This is a genomic window from Massilia timonae CCUG 45783 (assembly GCF_000315425.1).
GTDB lineage: Bacteria > Pseudomonadota > Gammaproteobacteria > Burkholderiales > Burkholderiaceae_D > Telluria > Telluria timonae.
In genome coordinates this window covers 178,774-198,945 of record NZ_JH992924.1, presented here as the reverse complement: position 1 = coordinate 198,945, position 20,172 = coordinate 178,774, and the positions used below count along the sequence as shown (strand labels likewise).

The 20,172-nt window shown below is 66.7% G+C and carries 18 protein-coding genes; 6 read left to right on the top strand and 12 right to left on the bottom strand.

Going from position 1 to position 20,172, the window contains the following annotated elements; translation table 11 throughout:
- Positions 1–4 precede the first annotated feature (4 nt).
- A complete protein-coding gene (locus tag HMPREF9710_RS16025) occupies positions 5–1,141 on the top strand; it encodes a PilT/PilU family type 4a pilus ATPase (protein ID WP_005668051.1) in 1,137 nt (378 codons plus the stop codon).
- Between the two features lie 194 nt (positions 1,142–1,335).
- Here HMPREF9710_RS16025 and HMPREF9710_RS16020 read toward each other — a convergent pair whose 3' ends face one another.
- Together HMPREF9710_RS16020 and HMPREF9710_RS16015 are read right to left on the bottom strand one after the other, a co-directional pair.
- The gene (locus tag HMPREF9710_RS16020) at positions 1,336–3,504 is read right to left on the bottom strand and encodes a TonB-dependent receptor plug domain-containing protein (protein WP_005668049.1); all 2,169 of its coding nucleotides are present in this window, start codon (positions 3,502–3,504) and stop codon (positions 1,336–1,338) included.
- A 114-nt stretch (positions 3,505–3,618) separates the two neighbouring features.
- Positions 3,619–5,874, bottom strand: a complete 2,256-nt coding sequence (locus tag HMPREF9710_RS16015) for a TonB-dependent receptor domain-containing protein (protein WP_005668048.1) — start codon at positions 5,872–5,874, stop codon at positions 3,619–3,621.
- A gap of 188 nt (positions 5,875–6,062) precedes the next feature.
- On the opposite strand from HMPREF9710_RS16015, the gene HMPREF9710_RS16010 reads away from it, so the two are divergent.
- On the top strand, positions 6,063–6,545 hold the full coding sequence (locus HMPREF9710_RS16010; protein ID WP_005668047.1) for a glutathione peroxidase: 483 nt from the start codon (positions 6,063–6,065) through the stop codon (positions 6,543–6,545).
- A gap of 28 nt (positions 6,546–6,573) precedes the next feature.
- Here the strand turns inward: HMPREF9710_RS16010 and HMPREF9710_RS16005 are convergent, their stop codons facing one another.
- From HMPREF9710_RS16005 to HMPREF9710_RS15980, 6 genes are all read right to left on the bottom strand, one after another.
- Positions 6,574–7,494, bottom strand: a complete 921-nt coding sequence (locus HMPREF9710_RS16005) for a DUF2145 domain-containing protein (protein WP_005668046.1) — start codon at positions 7,492–7,494, stop codon at positions 6,574–6,576.
- A complete protein-coding gene (locus HMPREF9710_RS16000; RefSeq protein WP_051205124.1) occupies positions 7,494–7,955 on the bottom strand; it encodes a hypothetical protein in 462 nt (153 codons plus the stop codon). Before HMPREF9710_RS16000 ends, HMPREF9710_RS16005 begins: the two co-directional genes overlap by 1 nt.
- Positions 7,956–8,059: 104 nt before the next feature.
- Entirely contained in the window at positions 8,060–8,374 is a 315-nt protein-coding gene (locus HMPREF9710_RS15995) for a hypothetical protein (protein WP_005668043.1), read from the bottom strand.
- Positions 8,375–8,470: 96 nt separating this feature from the next.
- Positions 8,471–9,697, bottom strand: a complete 1,227-nt coding sequence (gene glcF / locus HMPREF9710_RS15990) for a glycolate oxidase subunit GlcF (RefSeq protein WP_005668041.1) — start codon at positions 9,695–9,697, stop codon at positions 8,471–8,473.
- Positions 9,698–9,700: 3 nt separating this feature from the next.
- The gene (glcE, locus tag HMPREF9710_RS15985; protein WP_005668039.1) at positions 9,701–10,774 is read right to left on the bottom strand and encodes a glycolate oxidase subunit GlcE; all 1,074 of its coding nucleotides are present in this window, start codon (positions 10,772–10,774) and stop codon (positions 9,701–9,703) included.
- A gap of 12 nt (positions 10,775–10,786) precedes the next feature.
- On the bottom strand, positions 10,787–12,292 hold the full coding sequence (locus HMPREF9710_RS15980) for an FAD-linked oxidase C-terminal domain-containing protein (RefSeq protein WP_005668038.1): 1,506 nt from the start codon (positions 12,290–12,292) through the stop codon (positions 10,787–10,789).
- An 81-nt stretch (positions 12,293–12,373) separates the two neighbouring features.
- Here HMPREF9710_RS15980 and HMPREF9710_RS15975 point away from each other — a divergent pair, with 81 nt between their 5' ends.
- Both HMPREF9710_RS15975 and HMPREF9710_RS15970 read left to right on the top strand, forming a co-directional pair.
- Positions 12,374–12,928: a cob(I)yrinic acid a,c-diamide adenosyltransferase gene (locus HMPREF9710_RS15975; RefSeq protein ID WP_005668037.1), complete on the top strand. Its 555-nt coding sequence runs from the start codon at positions 12,374–12,376 to the stop codon at positions 12,926–12,928.
- A 3-nt stretch (positions 12,929–12,931) separates the two neighbouring features.
- Complete coding sequence (locus tag HMPREF9710_RS15970; protein WP_229409837.1) at positions 12,932–13,648, top strand: 2OG-Fe(II) oxygenase; 717 nt, start codon at positions 12,932–12,934, stop codon at positions 13,646–13,648.
- Here HMPREF9710_RS15970 and HMPREF9710_RS15965 read toward each other — a convergent pair.
- Positions 13,593–14,582 (bottom strand): LysR family transcriptional regulator, encoded by a 990-nt coding sequence (locus HMPREF9710_RS15965; RefSeq protein ID WP_005668034.1) that lies wholly within the window; start codon positions 14,580–14,582, stop codon positions 13,593–13,595. The two genes, HMPREF9710_RS15970 and HMPREF9710_RS15965, sit on opposite strands and share 56 nt — an antisense overlap.
- Positions 14,583–14,676: 94 nt before the next feature.
- Here HMPREF9710_RS15965 and HMPREF9710_RS15960 point away from each other — a divergent pair, with 94 nt between their 5' ends.
- The gene (locus tag HMPREF9710_RS15960) at positions 14,677–15,567 is read left to right on the top strand and encodes a DMT family transporter (protein ID WP_005668032.1); all 891 of its coding nucleotides are present in this window, start codon (positions 14,677–14,679) and stop codon (positions 15,565–15,567) included.
- A gap of 54 nt (positions 15,568–15,621) precedes the next feature.
- Here the strand turns inward: HMPREF9710_RS15960 and dxs are convergent, their stop codons facing one another.
- From dxs to HMPREF9710_RS15945, 3 genes are read right to left on the bottom strand one after another with little or no spacing between them, the layout of a single operon-like run.
- Positions 15,622–17,496 (bottom strand): 1-deoxy-D-xylulose-5-phosphate synthase, encoded by a 1,875-nt coding sequence (gene dxs / locus HMPREF9710_RS15955; protein ID WP_005668030.1) that lies wholly within the window; start codon positions 17,494–17,496, stop codon positions 15,622–15,624.
- On the bottom strand, positions 17,497–18,396 hold the full coding sequence (locus tag HMPREF9710_RS15950; protein WP_005668028.1) for a polyprenyl synthetase family protein: 900 nt from the start codon (positions 18,394–18,396) through the stop codon (positions 17,497–17,499).
- Positions 18,393–18,647 (bottom strand): exodeoxyribonuclease VII small subunit, encoded by a 255-nt coding sequence (locus HMPREF9710_RS15945; protein WP_040777212.1) that lies wholly within the window; start codon positions 18,645–18,647, stop codon positions 18,393–18,395. Before HMPREF9710_RS15945 ends, HMPREF9710_RS15950 begins: the two co-directional genes overlap by 4 nt.
- A gap of 367 nt (positions 18,648–19,014) precedes the next feature.
- On the opposite strand from HMPREF9710_RS15945, the gene HMPREF9710_RS15940 reads away from it, so the two are divergent.
- Positions 19,015–20,115, top strand: a complete 1,101-nt coding sequence (locus HMPREF9710_RS15940) for an aromatic ring-hydroxylating oxygenase subunit alpha (RefSeq protein WP_005668024.1) — start codon at positions 19,015–19,017, stop codon at positions 20,113–20,115.
- Positions 20,116–20,172: the final 57 nt, after the last annotated feature.

Sequence of the window (20,172 nt, the reverse complement as noted above, 5' to 3'; positions counted from 1 at the left end):
CCAGATGGAACGCGACCAGGCATCCAAGTTCATGTTCGACCTGCTGCGCCTGATGGTCAGCAAGGGCGGTTCCGACCTGTTCATCACGGCGGGCTTCCCGCCGGCGATCAAGATCGACGGCCGCATGACGCCGGTGTCGAGCCAGGCGCTCACCGCCAGCCACACGGCCGACCTGGCGCGCGCGATCATGAACGACAAGCAGGCGGCCGGCTTCGAGCTCACGCGCGAAGCGAACTTCGCGATCACGCCGGGCGACCTGGGGCGCTTCCGCGTATCAAGCTTCATGCAGATGGGTTGCGTGGGCATGGTGCTGCGCGTGATCACCACCGCGATCCCGAAGTTCGAAGACCTCGCCCTGCCCGACACGCTCAAGGACGTCGTGATGACCAAGCGCGGCCTGGTGATCATGGTCGGCGCCACGGGCTCGGGCAAATCGACCACGCTGGCGGCGATGGTCGGCTACCGCAACGAGAACAGCTACGGCCACATCATCACGGTCGAGGACCCGGTGGAATTCGTCCACCCGCACCGCAACTGCGTGATCACGCAGCGCGAAGTGGGCGTCGATACCGACAGCTTCGAAGCGGCGCTGAAGAATTCGCTGCGCCAGGCGCCGGACGTGATCCAGATCGGCGAAATCCGCGACCGCGAGACGATGGAACACGCGATCGCCTTCGCCGAAACCGGCCACCTGTGCCTGGCCACCCTGCACGCCAACAGCGCCAACCAGGCGCTTGACCGCATCATCAACTTCTTCCCTGAAGAGCGCAGACAGCAGCTGCTGATGGACCTGTCGCTGAACCTCAAGGGCCTGATCTCGCAGCGGCTGATTCCTAAGAAGGAAGCCAAGGGGCGCGTGGTGGCGATCGAGATCCTGCTGAACTCTCCCTTGATCTCTGACCTGATCTTCAAGGGCGAGGTGCACGAGATCAAGGAGATCATGAAGAAGTCGCGCGAGCTGGGGATGCAGACTTTCGATCAGGCGCTGTTCGACCTGTATGAGGCGGACAAGATCACTTATGAGGATGCGCTGCGCAATGCGGATTCGGTGAATGACCTGCGCTTGAACATCAAGCTCAATAGCAAGCACGCGAAGAACCGCGATTTTTCGAGTGGGACGGAGAAGCTGGGGTTGATCTGACGACCGGCATACTGCGACCCTCGGCAATCACCACCACCTCCCACACGTCGTTCCCGCGCAGGCGGGAACCCAAGTGTACATGCATCCCCACCGATATTTGCTCGAGCGGATGCGCTGAAGGCTTAGGTTCCCGCCTTCGCGGGAACGACGTTTTGAGGCCAGCGAACGAATAATGCCGCCGTCGGCCAGCCAGCTTAGAACCGCGACTCCAGCGTCACCCGCGCCATCGTGTGTCCTTCACTGAAACTGGTCCTGCGCAGCGTCCCGAATTCATCGGTATAGCGTGAATCCGACACCCCATCCTGGCGCAGCAGGTTCGACGCGGCCAGCCGCAGCTGGTACTTCGGATTGAACTTCCACAACGCATATACGTCCAGATCGCGCCGCACGCTCTGGTAGCGCGACTGCTCCACATTGACCCGCACCGGGCCGCCGTCCTTGAACGCGAAGCTGGCGCCGGTACTGAGCTTGCCGTCGCGGGTCTTGTAGTCGATCCCCAGCGTCGCCGACAACGGCACCTGCTGGTCCAGGCGGTTATCAGGGCCCGGCACCGCGTCCACCTCGGACCAGTTGCGCGACACGCTCGCACGCAGGTCGATCTCCGGCACGTCTTCCATGACTGCCGACAGCGGGAACTTCGCCTCCAGTTCCAGGCTGCGCGTGAGCGCGTCGCCGTCGTTGACCGGGGTCTGGATCCAGCGGCCGTCTTCCAGGATCAGGCCCTGGCGCGTGTAGTCCTCGATGCGGCGCACCGACACGCTGGCGCTCAGCAGCGCCTTCTCGGCCCACCAGTGCTCGTAGGCGGCGTCGATGCCGGTCGCCAGTTCCGGCTGCAGGTCCGGATTGCCGCGGTAGTCGGGTTCGGTCTGGCTGTTGTTCGGCGTCGTGAAGCGGCGCGGGATCAGGTTGCTCGCGGACGGCGCCTTGAAGGTGCGGGTCAGCGCCAGGCGCACCTGGTCGCGGCTGTCCGGAATCTTGTACAGGGTCTGGGCCAGCGGCGAGAACACGCTGGCGCGGTTGGTGCTGGTCTCGAACGTATTGCCCTCGCTGGTCGTCTCCAGTCCTTCCCAGCGCAGGCCCGCATACATCGACCACTGCTTGCTCACGTTCCACTCGTCCTGGATGTACAGCGCCAGGCGCTTGATGGTGGCGTCATACTCTTCGTTCGATATCAGCTCGCGCCCGGCCAGCGGCAACACCTCGATTTCGCCGCGCTCGTCCTCGCGCTGCGTGTAGCCGGCATCCCAGCCCATCGACAAGGCATGGTCCTTCTTCCACGGCGTCGTGTACTTGCCGACCAGCGTCAGCCCGCGTTCGTCGGTCGCGCTCAGGACGGTGGAGTCGCGCGCCAAGCGATCCAGGTTGTAGTCAAATTCGCGCCAGTCGCCGCGATTGCGCATGCCGTTGGCGCCGAGCTTGAGGTCGAGCTTCGCCCCCTCTTCCAGGTTGTGCACCCAGTTCACGTCCGTGCGCAGCATCGTGTGGTTGCCCTCGTTGTTCATGTCGCGCACGTCGTACGGCGGCGGCGCGCCAAGCTCGGTCGTGGTCACCGCATTGCCCTGGTAGTCGTTGCGATTGTACGAGACCATCGTCTGCCAGCTGACCGTGTCGCCGTTCTCGAGCGTCCAGTTCAGGCGTGGCGTGAGGTTGAAGCCCTTCGGGCTGCCGCTGTCGTTCTGCTCGGTGCGGCGCAGCTGCGTCAGGCGGCCTTGCGGATCGATCTGCGTTTCCTCGTACGGTTGCGGACGGTCGAAGTTGAAGCGCCAGACGCTGGCGCCGAGCGAGTACGACAGCGCGTCGAGACGGTCCGACATGTTCAGGCTCGCGCTCGGGTTGCTGGCGTCCTCGCTCTTGCCGTAGCCGACCCGCAGTTCGCGCTGCGCCTTTCGCACCACCCGCTTGAGCACGATGTTGATGGTGCCGGCGATCGACTGGGTCGAAAACTCGGCGCTGGCCGCGCGCAGGATCTCGATCCGTTCGATGACGTCGGGCGACAGCTGGTCGATGTCGAAGCCGGCCGGGGCCCGCTCGCCATTGATCAGGATCTGCGTATAGCCGCTGCCCAGGCCGCGCATGCGGATTTCGCCCGCCCCGCGGCCGCCGCCACCGCCGACGGTGATGCCGGGCAGGCGCTTGAAGACGTCGAGCACGGAGGTGTCGCCGTAGCGCTTGATCTCTTCGTTCGAGACCACGATGCGGCTGGCGGTGTCGTCACGCCGCGGGTCGTAGCTGTTGGCGTCCGCCTTGACCTCGACCTTCTGCATGGCATCCGGGCTGACCGGCGGCGGGTCGGATGGCGGGCTGACTTGGGCGGCGGCCGGCAGCGCAGCGAGGGTCAGCGCGATGAGCGTTGGTCGGAGCATGGGATCGGGAACGCAGTGGACAAAAGTCCCCGTATTCTGTCACAGCTTGTTGCGCCGAAAGCCGCTTTGCCGGAATTATTCATCCGGCATATCGCCTGTACTGACGGGCTGTATTTACCGCGGCCCCATGCCGCCGCCCGGTGGACCGAAGCCCGGCCCGCCCGGGCCACGCGGGCCGCGTCCGCCGCCAAAGGTGCCGAAGCGGTACGACAGGCCGACGTAGACCAGGCGCCCGTCCTGGCGGCGCAGGCTGTATTCGCGCAGGCTGTCGGTTTCGGTGATCGACTCCGACTTCTGCGAATCGAAGACGTCGTTGACGTTGACGACCAGGCTCAGGGCCTGGCTCAGGTTGTGCCGGTAGTTCAGGTCCGCGGTGCGGGTCGGCTGGCGATAACCCTCGCCGAACAGCGTCTTGCCCTGGGCATTGAGCACCAGCTGCAGGCTGTTGGCCGGATTGAACTGGTAATTAAAGCGCGCGCGGCCGGCGATCGAGGTCGCGCTGCGCTTGTCGTCGTTCACGCTGCCCAGCACCGATTGCTCCGAATAGCCGATATTGCCGCTGGCATTGATCGTCAGCTTGGACGTGGCGCGACCGCTGAAGGTGAATTCCAGTCCGCCCGAGCGGCTGGTGCCCGCGTTCTCGCGCGTGGTCAGCAGCACGGTGTCCGAAATGAAGTAGCGGCGCTCCGAGATCAGGTCGGTGTCGCGGCGCGCATACAGGCGCACATTGGTCTCGACGTTGCCAAGCTTGGTCTCGACGCCCAGCTCGAGCGAGTCGGACTCGGTCGGCATCAGCTCGGGATTGCCCGACGAGACGTTCGTTTCGTCGCGGTAGATCACGAAGGGATTCAGGTCCGAGGCGCCCGGACGGCGGATGCGGTGCGCATAGCTCAGGCGCAGCGCCGTGCTATCGGACAGGTCATAGGTAAGGAAGGCGCTGGGGATCGCTTCCAGGTAGTGGTTGCCGGCCTTGATCCCGGTCGTGACCTGGTCCATGTCCAGATCGGTGTATTCGGTGCGCAGGCCGCCCAGCACGCCCCACTTCTCGCCCAGGCGCATCTGGTAGGTGCCGTACAGCGCCAGCGTGGTGTCGACCAGCTCGAAGCGGTTGGTGCGCGCCGGGTTCACGGTTTCGAACAGCGTGCCCGGATCGACGTCGAGGAAGCGGGTGTCGATCACGCTGCTGTTGCGGATGACCTTGTAGCCCAGCTTGAGCACGCCGGCCTCACCCGGACGCTCGTAATCGCCGGTGAGGTCGATGATGCGGGTCTCGTTCAGGTTGTCCTGGCGGGTCAGCGGATCGGACGAATTGATCGGACGCACCGTGTAGTCGCTGGCGTAACGGGTGTCGCCCTCGCCCCGGGTGCCGGACAGGCGCAGGTCGGTCTTGAAGATCTCTCCCGGCAGCTCGCCCTTGTGGTCGAGGCTCGCGCCCAGGCTGTAGCTGCGGTTGTCGGTGTCGCGCACGGTCGAGCGCAGGTAGTCGCTCTCGACCGCCCCGGATGCGTCGGTGCCACGGTAGCGCTCGGACGACAGGCCATCCTGGCGGTTGGCGTTGAAGCTGGCCTTGAGCGACACCACGTCCTTCTCGCCCAGGTTGTAGTTGAGGGAGCCGTTGAAGCCGGCCGACTCGGTGTCGTTCTCGCTGGTCGAGGTCTGCACGCTGCTGGCCACGGCGCCGGTGGCCGGATCGATGCGGTCGCGCGTCGTCTCGCCGGTCGAGCCGCGGCTGTCGCGGCGGCCGAACAGCGCGCCCTGCACGCTCAGGCGTCCGCCCGTGTAGCTGCCGAAGGTCGAGGCATTGAAGCGGCCCTCGGCGCCGGCGTTGGCGTTGACCACGCCGAAGCTGCCCGGCGTGCGCTCGCGCCGCATCACCAGGTTGATGATCGGCCCGCCGCCGCCCTCGTTGCCGAACTGCGCGCCGGGATTGTTGATCACCTCCACCGACTCGAGGTCGGCGGCCGGCAGCGCGCCCAGGGCGGCGGCGCGGTTCTCGCCCTGCATCATGGCGGACGGCTTGCCGTCGATGAGGATCTGCACATTGCTGCGGCCACGCAGGGTCACGTTGCCGTCCGGGTCGACCGCGACCGACGGCACCTTGTTCAGGGTATCGGCGATGGTGTCGTTGGTGGCGGCAGAATCGCTCTTGACGTCATAGGCCTGGCGGTCGATGCGGTTCGACGAGCGTACCGCGCTGACCGAGACCGTCGACTGGACCGGAACCTCGGCTTCCGGTACGGGGGTAGCTGGCGCAGGCGCGGCAGGTGCGGGGACCGCGGGAGGCTGCTGGACGCTGGCGCTGGCAGGGGCGAGCAGCGTGCCCGCCACGATCGGCGCGAGCAGCAAGACGGAAGAACGGTGACGTGGCATGACAACCCGGGATGCTGGACAATTGGACGAGCGTAATTGTCGCACGCGCTGTGCCCAAAATACGTTAAGAAATGCTAAGACGCAATAAAAGTCACCGCCATGATTCGTGCCGGAAGGTCGCGTCGGGATGCCGTGCACGTCGCGCCGCCTTCGCGTAAACTTGGCGATTCAACCACAAGGAGAACGCCATGACCGCCTACGATTTCAACGCCACCGCTCTCGACGGCCAGCCGGTCGACCTGGCACGCTATCGCGGCAAGGCGCTCCTGATCGTCAATACCGCCAGCGCCTGCGGCTTCACCCCGCAATACCAGGGCCTGGAGGAACTGCAGCAACGCTATGCGGACCAGGGCCTGGTGGTGCTCGGCTTCCCGTGCAACCAGTTCGGCCGCCAGGAGCCGGGCAGCGAGGCCGAGATCGGCGCCTTCTGCGAAAAGAACTACGGCGTCACCTTCCCGATGTTCGCCAAGATCGACGTCAATGGCGACGACGCCCACCCGCTGTTCCGTTTCCTGAAGGGCGAGGCGCCGGGCGTGCTGGGCACCGAGGGAATCAAGTGGAACTTCACCAAGTTCCTGGTGAACAAGGAAGGCGCCGTGGTCAAGCGCTACGCGCCGGCCACCAAGCCGGAAGAACTGAAGGGCGATATCGAGAAGCTGCTGGCGGCCTGACGCCGCCCAAGGGCGTATCGCGAAACGCTCAGTTGGCGAGGACGGTCACTTCGTCGTCCGGCCCCGGCTCGCACGCCGCGCCAAGCGGCTCCCAGCCGCGCCGCACGACGATGCGGCCCTCGTCGTGGCAGATCTCCACGCGTTGCGTCTGCGGCGCGCGCTGGCGCACGAAGGCTTCGATCGAGGCCGGCACGCTCACCTGCAGCGCGAGGGCGTGCAGGTCGTCCACCGGATGGTCGTTGACGTGCACCAGCGGCACGAACTGCCCGGCGAACATCAGCAAGTGTCCCGGCACCCTGACCGGCCCGGCGACGTAGCCCTGCGCGCGCAGCCAGTCCTGCGCCCGCTCGCGCACCTGTCCTGCCTGCCCTGCGCCGTGTCCCGATACGCCGCCCCAGGCGCCCGCCAGCAGTTCGGCCACCCACTGGTTGCAGTTCTGGTAATCGGTGCCGAAAGCATAGGCGTTGGCGCTGTACTTCCCTGCCAGCAGCGCCAGCGCCAGCCGCTTGTCGCGCGCGGCGCGTTCGAGCTGCGCGCTGTCCTGCTCGGGCAGGAGCAGCAGCGACACATGGCCGCTGGATGGCGCATCGGCGCCGAGCGCGAAGCCCGAGATGCCCTGGTCGAACAGGTGCGGACGGGCGTCGTCGCAGGCGTAGTACAGCTGGCGCACCGCCCAGGCGCCGTCGGCATCGTCGCGCAGGGCGACGCCGGCATGCGAATACAGCAGGCCGAAGCGGCTCAGGTCCACACCGGCGCGGGAAATCAGGGCGACCTTGCCGCCCGAGCGTTCGAGTTCTTGCCGGACCACGCCGGCAAAGCGCAGCACGCGGTCCTGTTCGAGCGCGGTGATGTCGCTCTCGCGCTCGCAGAAGGTCGGCAGCCCACCCCACGCGGCGCTGCTGGCGCAGAGGCCGAGCGCCAGCGCGGCGGTCGCCCTGCGCAGCCGCATCAGATGACGACTTTGCGCGACGCCAGGTCGCGCTGCCAGTCGTCCTGCAGCGCCAGGAAGAACGGACGCTGGGTGTCGGCATGGGCGAATTCGTAGCCATAGACGCGCTCGTTCACGCGCACCACGTCGCCGGCATTGACCTGGCGCTGGGCCATGGCGCGGTTCGGCACGTCAAGGAAGAAGGTGCGGGCCTGGCCGGCTTCGGCGCGCAGGGTCAGGCGGGTGGTGTCGGGCTTGTTCGGGGCTTGCGCGATATCGATCACGCGGTAGTCGCCGGCCGCCACCTTGTCGTCGCCGCTCGAGCTGTTGCTCGAATCGCTGATCGAATCCGAAATGCTGGCCGACGACGCAGAGCCGGCGCTGGAGGCCGACGAGGCGAAACTCTCGGCATGGACCGGGATGGCGCAGGCGATGGCGAACAGGCCCAGGCACATGGAACGTGAAAAGATTGGCAAGGTCATAAGAGGCTTTCGTTGTCGAGCAAAACGCTCACATGGTACAAGCCCTTGCACTTGAACACCATAGCGCCGTCGTAACCTCTTGTGACAAGCGCACGGATTCGTCGTCAGCGCGTCTGGATGCGCGCCACGCCGTGGATGGTGCAGCCACGGCTGACGTTGTCGAGGAAGCGGATCGCCTCGGTCATCGAGACGCCCGGCGGCAGCAGGCTGCCCAGCGCGGCGTTCTCGTTCAGCTGGTCGAGGCCGTAGGCGATGGCGCGCGAGACGTCGCGCGCCATGCGGCCGTCGCTGTTGTACAGCGCGTCGTAGACGCCGGCGGCTTCCCAGACCGGGACCAGGCCGGGGCTGCTGCTGTCTTCGAAGACCACGGCGGCCGGGCCGCCCTCGTCGTCGCGCACGAGTTGGAAGGTGAAGCTCAAGATCGTTCCTGTAGATTGCCACTGGTTCCCGCCGATTGACGGGTTCGGCGCGATCCTAACACGGCCAGGAAATCGGCGTTGCGCCCGCGCGCGCAATCAGCGCAATGCCCGCTCGAGCAATTCGATCCAGTGCGCCACCGGCTTGTCCGTGCCCGACTGCAGGTGGGTCAGGCAGCCGATGTTCGCCGACACGATCTCCTCGGCGCCGGTCGCCGCCAGGCTGGCCAGCTTGCGGTCGCGCAGCGCGTGCGCGATCTCCGGCTGCAGCACCGAATAGGCGCCGGCCGAGCCGCAGCACAGGTGGTTGTCGGCGCACAGCACCACGTCCACGCCGGCCGCGTGCAGCATACTTTCGACCTTGCCGCGAATCTGCTGGCCGTGCTGCAGGGTGCAGGGCGGGTGGTAGGCCACGCGCGGCGCGCTTCTCCCCTGCGCCCGCGTCCTGATCTGCTCCTCGAATTGCGGCAGGATCTCGGACAGGTCGCGCGTCAACTCGCTGATGCGGCGCGCCTTGTCGGCGTAATCCGGATCATGCGCGAGCAGGTGGCCGTACTCCTTGACGGTGACGCCGCAACCGGAGGCGGTCATCACGATCGCCTCGACCGCGCCCTGTTCCACGTAGGGCCACCAGGCATCGACGTTGCGCCGCATGTCGCCCAGGCCGCCGTCCTGGTCGTTCATGTGGTAGCGCAGCGCGCCGCAGCAGCCGGCCTTGGGCGCCACGAGCAGCTGCACGCCGAGAGAATCGAGCACGCGCGCGGTGGCAGCGTTGATGTTCGGCGCCATCGCCGGCTGCACGCAGCCGTCCAGCAGCAGCATCTTGCGCGCGTGGACCCGCGCCGGCCAGTGGCCGGCGGCGCGCCCCGGCTGCAGCTTGTCCTGCAGAGCGGCCGGTAACAGCGGCCGCAGCGCCTGGCCTGCCCGGAAGGCCGGCCTGAACACGCCGGCGCGCGGCAGGCATTCCTTGAGCGTGGTGCGCTTGATCCTTTCATTCAAGGGACGCGGCACGCGCTCGTCGACCAGCTTGCGGCCGATGTCGACCAGGCGGCCATACTTGACGCCGGACGGACAGGTGGTCTCGCAGTTGCGGCAGGTGAGGCAGCGGTCCAGATGGAGCTGGGTCTTGCGGGTCGGCTGCGCGCCTTCGAGCACCTGCTTGATCAGGTAGATGCGTCCGCGCGGGCCATCGAGTTCGTCGCCCAGCAGTTGATAGGTCGGACAGGTGGCGGTGCAGAAGCCGCAGTGCACGCAGGCGCGCAGGATCGCTTCAGCTTCCGCGCCTTCGCGCGTGCCCTTGATGAAGTCGGCTAATGTCGTTTGCATGGGTCAGGCGCTTTCGGGATACAGGCGGCCCGGGTTGAAGATGTGGGCGGGATCGAAGGCATCCTTCATGCGCGCATGGATGCGCGCCAGCACCGGCGCCAGCGGCTGGAACACGCCGCTGCCCTTGTCGCCGCCACGGAACAGGGTCGCATGGCCGCCGCAGGCTTGTGCCGTGCGCCGGACCGTGTCGGCCGTGGCGGCATCGCCACCGGTGCGCAGCCAGCGCTGGGCGCCGCCCCACTCGATCAGCTGGTCGCCGCCGAGCACCAGCGCGCCGGTGGTCGACGGCACCGACAGGCGCCACAGGGGTTCGCTCCCTGTGAAGAAGGCATGACGCTGTTCGCGCAGGTCGGTCCAGAACGCCGCCGCATCCGGATGCGGCACCGCTTCGCCGCCCAGCAGCCGCATCGCGGCGTCGACCGCCGCCTCGGCGCCGGACAGGCGCAGCGCCAGCTGGCCGCCGCACCAGGCGCTGCCCGACAGCGGCAAGGGCTGGCCGCCCCATTCGTTCAGGCGGCGGATGGCGTCGATCTCGCTCATCTCGAAGCGCAGCGTGGCCTCGGCGAAGGGCCGCGGCAGCACCTTCAAGGACACTTCCAGCAGCAGGCCGAGCGTGCCCATCGAACCGGCCAGCATGCGCGAGACGTCGTAGCCGGCCACGTTCTTCATCACCTTGCCGCCGAACGCCAGCACGTCGCCCTTCCCGTCCAGCAGCCTGGCGCCGAGCACGAAGTCGCGCGTGGCGCCGCTGCTGCCGCGCCGCGGACCGGACAAGCCCGCCGCGACCGTGCCGCCCACGGTGGCGGTAGCCGAAAAATGCGGCGGCTCGAAGGCCAGCATCTGGTTGTGGCGTGCGAGCAGCGCCTCGATCTCGGCCAGCGGCGTGCCGCAGCGCGCCGTGACCACGAGTTCGGTCGGCTCGTAGTCGACGATGCCGGCGTGGTCGCGGGTGTCGAGAACCGCGCCCTGTGGCGCGCCGCCATACCAGTCCTTGCTGCCGCCGCCGCGGATGCACAGCGGCTGGCGATCACTCGCCGCGGCCCGCACCCGTTCCTGGAATCGTTCGATCGTTCCCATATCGGCTCTCGTTCAAAAACGCGGCAGGTCCGGGAACGGAACCTCGCCGTGGTGCACGTGCAGCTTGCCGAATTCGGCGCAGCGGTGCGGGGTCGGGATCGCCTTGTCCGGATTGAGCAGCGCGACCGGGTCGAAGGCATGCTTGACCGCGAAGAAGGCGTCGAGTTCCTTGCGGCCGAATTGCACGCACATGGAGTCGATCTTTTCCATGCCCACGCCATGCTCGCCGGTGATGGTGCCGCCCACTTCGACGCACAGCGCCAGGATCGCCGCCCCGAAGGCTTCGGCGCGCTCGAATTCGCCGGGCGCGCTGGCGTCGAACAGGATCAGCGGATGCATATTGCCGTCGCCGGCGTGGAACACGTTCGAGCAGCGCAGGCCATAGGTCTGTTCCATCGCGGCGATGCCGGCCAGCACCCGCGCCAGCTGCTTGCGCGGGATGGTGCCGTCCATGCAGTAGTAATCTGGCGAGATGCGGCCCGCCGCCGGGAAGGCGTTCTTGCGGCCGGACCAGAAGCGCACCCGCTCGGCTTCGCTCTGCGACACCGTGATCGCCGTGGCGCCGGCGCGCTCGAGCACCGCGCTCATGCGCGCGATTTCTTCGGCCACCTCGAGCGCCGTGCCATCGGCCTCGCACAACAGGATGGCGGCGGCGTCGAGGTCGTAGCCGGCCTGCACGAAGGGCTCGACCATGCGCACCGAGGTGCGGTCCATCATTTCGAGGCCGGCCGGGATGATGCCGGCCGCGATCACGTCGGCCACCGCATTGCCGGCCGTGACCACATCGCTGAACGACGCCATGATGACCTGGGCCAGCGCCGGCTTCGGCACCAGCTTCACGGTCACCTCGGTGACGATGCCCAGCATGCCTTCGGAACCGATGAACACCGCCAGCAAATCCAGGCCCGGCGCATCGAGCGCTGCGCCGCCCAGTTCGATGATATCGCCCTCGATGGTGGCGACCCGCACCCGCAGCACATTGTGCACCGTCAGGCCATATTTGAGGCAGTGCACGCCGCCCGAGTTCTCGGCCACGTTGCCGCCGATGGTGCAGGCGATCTGCGACGACGGGTCGGGCGCGTAGTACAGGCCGAACTGGGCGGCGGCTTCGGAGATCGCCAGGTTGCGCACACCAGGCTGGACGACGGCGGTGCGCGCCAGCGGGTCGACGCGCTTGATCTGGCTCATGCGCGCAGTGGACAGCACGACGCCGTCGCGGATCGGCAGCGCGCCGCCCGACAGCCCGGTGCCGGCGCCGCGCGGCACGATCGGCGCCTGCAATTCGCGGCAGACGTCGAGGATGGCCAGCACCTGCGCCTCGTCGGTCGGCAGGGTCACGACCAGCGGCAGCTGGCGGTAGGCGGCCAGGCCGTCGCATTCATAGGGCCGGGTGTCTTCGGGGTCGGACAGGACAGCGCCCGCCGGCAGGCGCGCGCGCAGGGCCGCCGCCACCTGATTGCGCCGCTCGGTGGGGTCATGCGTGGCGACTGGGCCTGGATTGGAGACGAGGTCGTGCATGCTTCGATTGTAAGCACAATTACCACGTTTTGTCGTATGCTCGTCCCATCGTTTTTTCTCACCAACGCATAAGGCAACATCATGGGCAACCGCCTCTCGAAAATCGCGACCCGCACCGGCGACGATGGCAGCACCGGCCTGGGCGACGGCAGCCGCACCGGCAAGGACAGCGCGCGCATCCACGCGCTGGGCGAAGTCGACGAACTCAACTCCTTCGTCGGCCTGCTGCTGTGCGAAGACATGCCGGCTGCATTGCGCGAAGAGCTGGTGTCGATCCAGCACGACCTGTTCGACCTGGGCGGCGAGCTGTGCATCCCCGGCTACCAGATGATCAAGGAAGAACACGTGGCGCGCCTGGACGGCCTGCTCGAGAAATACAACGCCGACCTGCCGGTCCTGAAGGAATTCATCCTCCCGGCCGGCTCGCGCGCAGCGTCCACCGCCCACGTCTGCCGCACCGTATGCCGGCGCGCCGAGCGCGCCATCGTGGCGCTGTCGAAGGCGGAGCAGATCCACGCCCACCCGCGCCAGTACGTCAACCGCCTGTCCGACCTGATGTTCGTGCTGGCGCGCGTGCTGAACCGCCATGCCGGCGGCAGCGACGTGCTGTGGCAGCACGAACGCAAGCGGGGCTGATCCATGGACGACAAGGTGATGGATGACTTCATCGGCGTCTATGACGACGCGCTCAGCGCGCAGCAGTGCGACGCCCTGCTGGCGCGCTTCGAGGCCAGCGACAAGGTCGTGCGCGGGCGCACCGGCAACGGCGTCGACGTCGACAAGAAGGACAGCTACGACATCACCATCAACCTGCACCGCGAGTGGGACGACGTCACCCAGCTGCTGCTCGAGACGATGTCGCGCCACCTGGTGCAGTACGTCGATCGCTACCGCATGCTGCTGATGGGGTCCCTGTCGCCGACCCTGGAGCACCCGCAGACCGGCGCGCCGACGGTGCTATCGATGGACAACTTCGAGGAAGTGGGCCGCCCGTATATCGAAGACCTGGTGCGCGTGCTGTACCGCCCCGGCACCATCAACCTGCAGAAGTACCGGCAGAATAGCGGCGGCTACCACCACTGGCATTCCGAGATCTATCCGCAGAACGCCAGCTGCGATTCGCTGCACCGCGTGCTGCTGTGGATGTTCTATCTCAACGACGTGGACGATGGCGGCGAGACCGAGTTCCTGTACCAGGGCCGCAAGATCGCGCCAAAAAAAGGGCGGCTGGTGATCGCGCCGGCGGGCTTCACCCATACCCACCGCGGCAATGTGGCCAGGAGCGGCGACAAGTACATCGCTACTTCCTGGATCCTGTACCAGCGCGCCGAGGCGCTGTTCGGCCAGCCGGGCTAGTGGGAAAATCGTCCCAGGCCGGCCGCTCGCCCCACTGTTCGAGCAGGTAATCGATGAAGACCCTGACCTTCTGCGGCAGGAAGCGGTTCTCGAGATAGACGGCCAGCACCTGGCTGCCGAACATGCCCACCGGCCGCGCCGCCGGCAACACATGCAGCGCGCGGCCGGCGCGGATGTCCTCGCCGACCACGAAGGTCGGGAGCAAGGCGATGCCGGCGCCGCCCAGCATCGCTTCGCGCAGCGCCTGGCTGCTGTTGATCGTCAACGCGCTGGCGGGCTTGAGCGTGACCGGCGCGCCATCCACCTCGAATTCCCAGACCGCGCCCGGCCCCGACTCGCCAAAGGTCAGGCAGCGCGCCGCCGCCAAGCCGGCGACGTCGGGCGGCATGCCGCAGCGCCGTACGTAATCGGGCGAGGCCGCCAGCACGTAGCGCAGCGGCGCCACCGGACGCGCGACGACGCTCATCAGGTCGATCTTCGGCGACAGGCGCAGCGCGACGTCGATCCCCTCTTCCACCAGGTCGACGTGGCGGTCAAGCAGGTTCAGGACCACGCGCACCTCGGGGTAGCGCGCCATGAAGCCGGGCAGCAGCGCGGCCAGTTGCGCATTGCCGAACGCCATCGAGGTCGACACGCGCAATGTGCCGCCCGGCCCGGACTGCTGCCCGGCCGCCGCGGCCTCGATGGCCCTGCCTTCCTCGATCATGCGCACGGCGTGCTGGTAGATCTCGCGCCCCGCTTCGCTCAGGCCGATGCGGCGCGTCGAGCGGTTCAGCAGCTTGAGCTGCAGCGCCTTTTCGAGCCGCGCCACCGCCTTGCTGACGCTGGCCTTGGTCGTGCCCATCCTGCGCGCGGCTTCCGAAAAACTGCCGGCCTCGACTACCTGGACAAACGGCCATAAATCCGAAAAATCGCGTGGCGCCAGCTCGCTCATGGTATCCCCGTTGGAAACAATGTGTTATCGCTTGAACGTATTGTATCCATATTTACACGGTCGTAATCTGGTCTCCCGACAACCGGAGACGATCATGACGACATTCAGCATCCAAAAAACGGCGCTCGCCGCGCCCTCGTCCACCCTGCCCTTCCTGTTCATCCTGATGTGGAGTTCGGGCTACGTGGTCGGCAAGCTCGCCCTGCCTTACGCGGGACCGTTCACCCTGCTGTTCCTGCGTTTCGCGGTGGCGGCGCTGGTGCTGCTGGCGATCGCGCTCGCCACCCGGGCGCCGTGGCCGACGGGCTGGAAGCCGGCGGCGCACCTGGTGGTGGTCGGCCTGCTGGTGCAGGCGCTGCAGTTCTCCAGCCTGTACACCGGCCTGAAGCTGGGCGTGAGCGCCGGCGTGTCGGCCCTGATCGTCGGCACCATGCCGCTGTTCACCGCGCTTGGAGCCAGCGTGTTCCTGCATGAACGGGTCAGCGGTCGGCAGTGGCTCGGCCTGGCGGCAGGCCTGGGCGGCGTGGCGCTGGTGGTCGCCGATCGCATCGGAGGCGCCAGCATCGCCGGCCTGGGCGCCGTGAGCCTGGCGCTGGCGGGCATCACGCTCGGCACCCTGTACCAGAAAAAGTACTGCGCCAATGCCGATCTGCGCACCGGCGGTTTCATCCAGCTGGCGGTCGCCAGCATCGTCGCTCTGCCGCTGGCCCTGGTCGTGGAAGGGTTCGAAGCGCGCTGGACGCCGGCGCTGGTACTGGCATCCGGCTGGCTGTCGATCGTCAATTCGATCGGCGCCGTCAGCCTGTTGTTCCTCATGATGCGCAAGGGCGAGGCCAGCAAGGTCGCCAGCCTGTTCTATCTGATTCCCGGTACGACGGCCTTGATGGGATTCGCCGTGCTTGGGGAAACGCTCGGCGCGATGATGTTGGCAGGTTTCGCCGTCACGGCCGGCGCGGTCCACCTCTGCACCGGCAAGCCCGACTGACGCGCAAAAAAAACCGCTTTCACGAGAAAGCGGTTTTTTGTTCGAGACGCGGTCTCAGCCGTTGCTCACCACCAGCCGCGGCTCGCCCTGCGCCACCAGGCGCGCGCGAATGGAGGCTGCGATGCCCTTGGCATCCAGGCCCACCGACGCCAGCAGCGCTTGCGGATCGCCCTGGTCGATGAAGTTGTCGGGCAGGCCCAGGTTCAGCACCGGCTTGGCGATGCCGGCGGCGGCCAGCGCTTCCATCACGGCGGCGCCGGCGCCGCCCATGATGCAGCCCTCTTCCACCGTCACCAGGAAGTCGTGCTCCTGCGCCAGGCGCTTGACCAGTTCGACGTCGAGCGGCTTCACGAAGCGCATATTGGCCACCGTCGCATCGAGTTCGTCGCCCGCCTTCAGGCTCGGCGCCACCATCGAGCCGAAGGCCAGGAGCGCGACACCCTTGCCGGTGCGGCGCACCTCGCCCTTGCCGATCTCGATCGAGCTCAAGGCCTCGGCGATCTGGGCGCCGACGCCGGCGCCGCGCGGATAGCGCACCGCGGCCGGGCCGGGATAGTGGTAGGCGGTGGTCAGCATCTGGCGGCACTCGTTCTCGTCCGACGCGGCCATCACGACCATGTTCGGGATGCAGCGCAGGTAGGCCAGGTCGTAGTTGCCGGCGTGGGTCGCGCCGTCGGCGCCCACCAGCCCCGCGCGGTCCAGCGCGAAGGTCACGTCCAGGTTCTGCAGCGCCACGTCGTGGATCAGCTGGTCGTAGGCGCGTTGCAGGAAGGTCGAATAGATCGCGACCACGGGCTTGAGGCCCTCGGTGGCGATGCCGGCGCCGAAGGTCACCGAGTGCTGCTCGGCGATGCCGACGTCGAAGTAGCGCTGCGGGTACTCCTGGTGGAAGCGCACCATGCCCGAGCCTTCGCGCATGGCCGGCGTGATGCCGACCAGGCGTTTATCGGCGGCGGCCATGTCGCACAACCAGTTGCCGAATACCTCGGTATACGTGATCTTGCCCGGCGCGGTGGACGGCTTGATGCCCTCGAGGTGGTTGAACTTGCCGGTCCCGTGGTACAGGATCGGCTCGGCCTCGGCCAGCTTGTAGCCCTGGCCCTTCTTGGTCACCACATGCAGGAATTGCGGGCCCTTGAGCTTCTTGATGTTTTCCAGCGTCGGGATCAGCGAATCGAGGTCGTGGCCGTCGATCGGGCCGATGTAATTGAAGCCGAACTCCTCGAACATCGTGGCCGGGACCACCATGCCCTTGGCGTGTTCTTCGAGCTTGCGCGCGAGATCCAGCACCGGCGCCGGCAGCACGCTCTTGCCCACGTTCTTGGCGGCGGCGTAGAACTGACCCGACAGCAGGCGCGCCAGGTAGCGGTTCAGGGCGCCCACCGGCGGCGAGATCGACATGTCGTTGTCGTTCAGGATGACCAGCAGGTTGACGTCGTCCTCGACGCCGGCGTTATTCAGCGCCTCGAACGCCATGCCGGCGGTCATGGAGCCGTCGCCGATGACGGCGATCGCATGGCGGTCCTCGCCCTTGATCCTGGCTGCGGTGGCCATGCCCAGCGCCGCCGAGATCGAGGTCGACGAGTGGGCGGTGCCGAAGGTGTCGTATTCGCTCTCGTCGCGCTTCGGGAAGCCCGACAGGCCGTTCAGCTGGCGCAAGGTGGGCATGCGGCCGCGGCGACCGGTGAGGATCTTGTGCGAATAGGTCTGGTGGCCGACATCCCACACGATGCGGTCGCGCGGCGTGTCGTACACGTAGTGCAGCGCGATCGTCAGCTCCACCGTGCCCAGGTTGGACGACAGGTGGCCGCCGGTCTTGGACACCGACTCGAGCAGGAACTGGCGCAGCTCGTGCGCCAGCGGGGTGAGCTGGGTGCGCGGCAGCTTGCGCAGGTCGGATGGGTCGTTGATTTTTTCTAGCAGGTTCATTTAGGCCTTCCGCTGCACGATCAGGTCTGCCAGTTCGCGCAGACGCTGTGCTTTGTCTCCAAATGGCGCCAGCGCTTCGTGCGCGTCACGCCGCAGTTGTTCGGCCAGCGCGCGCGATGGCTCCAGGCCGAGGATCGACACATAGGTCGGTTTGTTGTCGGCCGCGTCCTTGCCGGCGGTCTTGCCCAGCGTGGCCGAATCGGCGGTGGCGTCGAGCACATCGTCGACCACCTGGAACGCCAGGCCTACAGCGGCGGAATACGCGTCCAGCGCTTCGAGTTCGTGCGTTGCCAGGTCGCGCCCGGCGAGCGCGCCGAGCAGCACCGACACGCGCAGCATGGCGCCGGTCTTCAATTGGTGCATGCGCTCGAGCTGTTCGCGGGTGAGCGACAGGCCGACGCTATCGAGGTCGATCGCCTGGCCGCCGCACATCCCGTTCGAGCCGGCGGCCTGCGCCAGCAGGCGCACCATCGTCAACTGGCGCGCCGGCGGCACCGCCGCGGCATCAAGGCTGGCCACCACCTCGAAGGCTTGCGCCTGCAGGGTGTCGCCGACCAGCAGCGCGGTCGCTTCGTCATAGGCCACGTGCACCGTCGGCTTGCCGCGGCGCAGGGCGTCGTCGTCCATGCACGGCATGTCGTCGTGCACCAGCGAATACACGTGGATCATCTCGACCGCGCTCGCGACCCGGGCCAGCGCCGCGGGGTCGGCGTCAAACAGCGCGCCGGCGGCATACGCCAGCAGCGGGCGCACGCGCTTGCCGCCGCCGAGCGTGGTGTAGCGCATCGCCTCGTGCAGCTTGTGCGGCACCCGGTCGGCGGGCGGCAGGAAGGCGTCAAGCGCTTCCTCGACCCTGGCCTGGACCTCGCGGGTCCAGGCGCTGAAATCCTGCACCGTCATTGCGTGACCTCGTCGTCGCTGAATGGCTTGAGCATGTCGCCCTCGAGCACCTTGACCTGGGACTCGACTTTTTCGAGCTGGGCGGCGCAATACTTGACCAGTTCGGAGCCGCGCGCATAGGCCGCGACCGAGGCTTCCAGCGGCAAGGCGCCGGATTCCATCTGTGTCACGAGCTGGGCCAGTTCGGCCATCGCCTGCTCGAAGGATTGCGGAGGCGCCGCGGCTGCTGCCGGCGCGCTGTCCGCTGTCATATTCTTTGCCATAAGTCGGTTTCGTGAAGGCGCCCAGTTGTGCGCCGTGGGTCAGTCCAATCGCGTATTTTAGATCAATCCCACCCCACGGGGGGCGCACATTGCAGCATTCACAACTGGCAGGTGCGTCAGGAATCCGGCCGACGCCCTTTATTTGTCCCCTCCCTGCCCCTGTTCCAATATGAAAACCATGCCTCATCGGCAACACATCAAGCGCCGCGCACCACAATCTCGCGCCGGCCCAAGACGGTAGAGCCTGTTACGCAGTATAATCTCCGGTTCTGTCCGAAATACCGTATTCCTCTACTTAAATACTGGTCTTTGGATTCTTTCTCTTCTTTGGAAGCTACCTTAAAGGGGGGTTGGGATGTCCGATCTGGCTACCCACGCCAAGCTGGCGCGCTCGAACGCACAGCTTCCGGTAAATGTTTATTTTGACGACGCGCTCCTCAAGCGCGAGATGCAGCAACTGTTCCACAATGGCCCGCGCTACATCGGCCATGAATTGATGGTGCCGGAAACCGGAGACTTCGCGACGCTCGCCTCCGAACACGAAGGCCGCATGCTGGTGCGTAACGCGGGCGGCATCGAAGTGCTTTCCAACGTCTGCCGCCACCGCCAGGCGCTGATGTTCAATGGCCGCGGCAACGCGAAGAACATCGTGTGCCCGCTGCACCGCTGGACCTATGACCTGAAAGGCGAATTGATCGGCGCACCGCATTTCGCGGACACGCCGTGCCTGAACCTGTCGAAAACCCCGCTGCAGAACTGGAACGGCCTGCTGTTCGAACAGAACGGCTACAACGTGATGGAAAAGCTCGGCAAGCTGTCGGTGACGAAAGACCTCGACTTCTCGGGCTATATGTTCGACCACGTCGAGATCCACGAGTGCGACTACAACTGGAAGACCTTCATCGAGGTCTACCTGGAGGATTACCACGTCGAGCCGTTCCACCCGGGCCTGGGCAACTTCGTCTCGTGCGACGACCTGAAATGGGAATTCGGCAGCGACTACAGCGTGCAGACCGTGGGCGTGAACCGCGCGCTGCAGAAGGCCGGCTCGCCGGCCTATAAACGCTGGCAGGAGCAGGTCCTGAAGTTCAACAACGGCCAGCCACCGAAGTACGGCGCGATCTGGCTGACGCTGTACCCGAACATCATGGTCGAGTGGTATCCGAACGTGCTGGTGGTGTCGACCCTGTGGCCGGACGGCCCGCAGAAGACCCGCAACGTGGTCGAGTTCTACTACCCCGAAGAGATCGTGCTGTTCGAGCGCGAATTCGTCGAGGCCGAGCGCGCCGCCTATATGGAAACGGCGGTCGAGGACGACGAGATCGGCCTGCGCATGGATGCCGGCCGCAAGATCCTGCTGGCGCGCGGCGTCAACGAGGTCGGTCCGTACCAGTCGCCCATGGAAGACGGCATGCAGCACTTCCATGAGTGGTATCGCAGCAGGATCGCGTTGTAACCTTCAAGTCGTAAAACCGGCGCCGCACCCCGGCGCCCGGACCGCGCGGCGGCGATG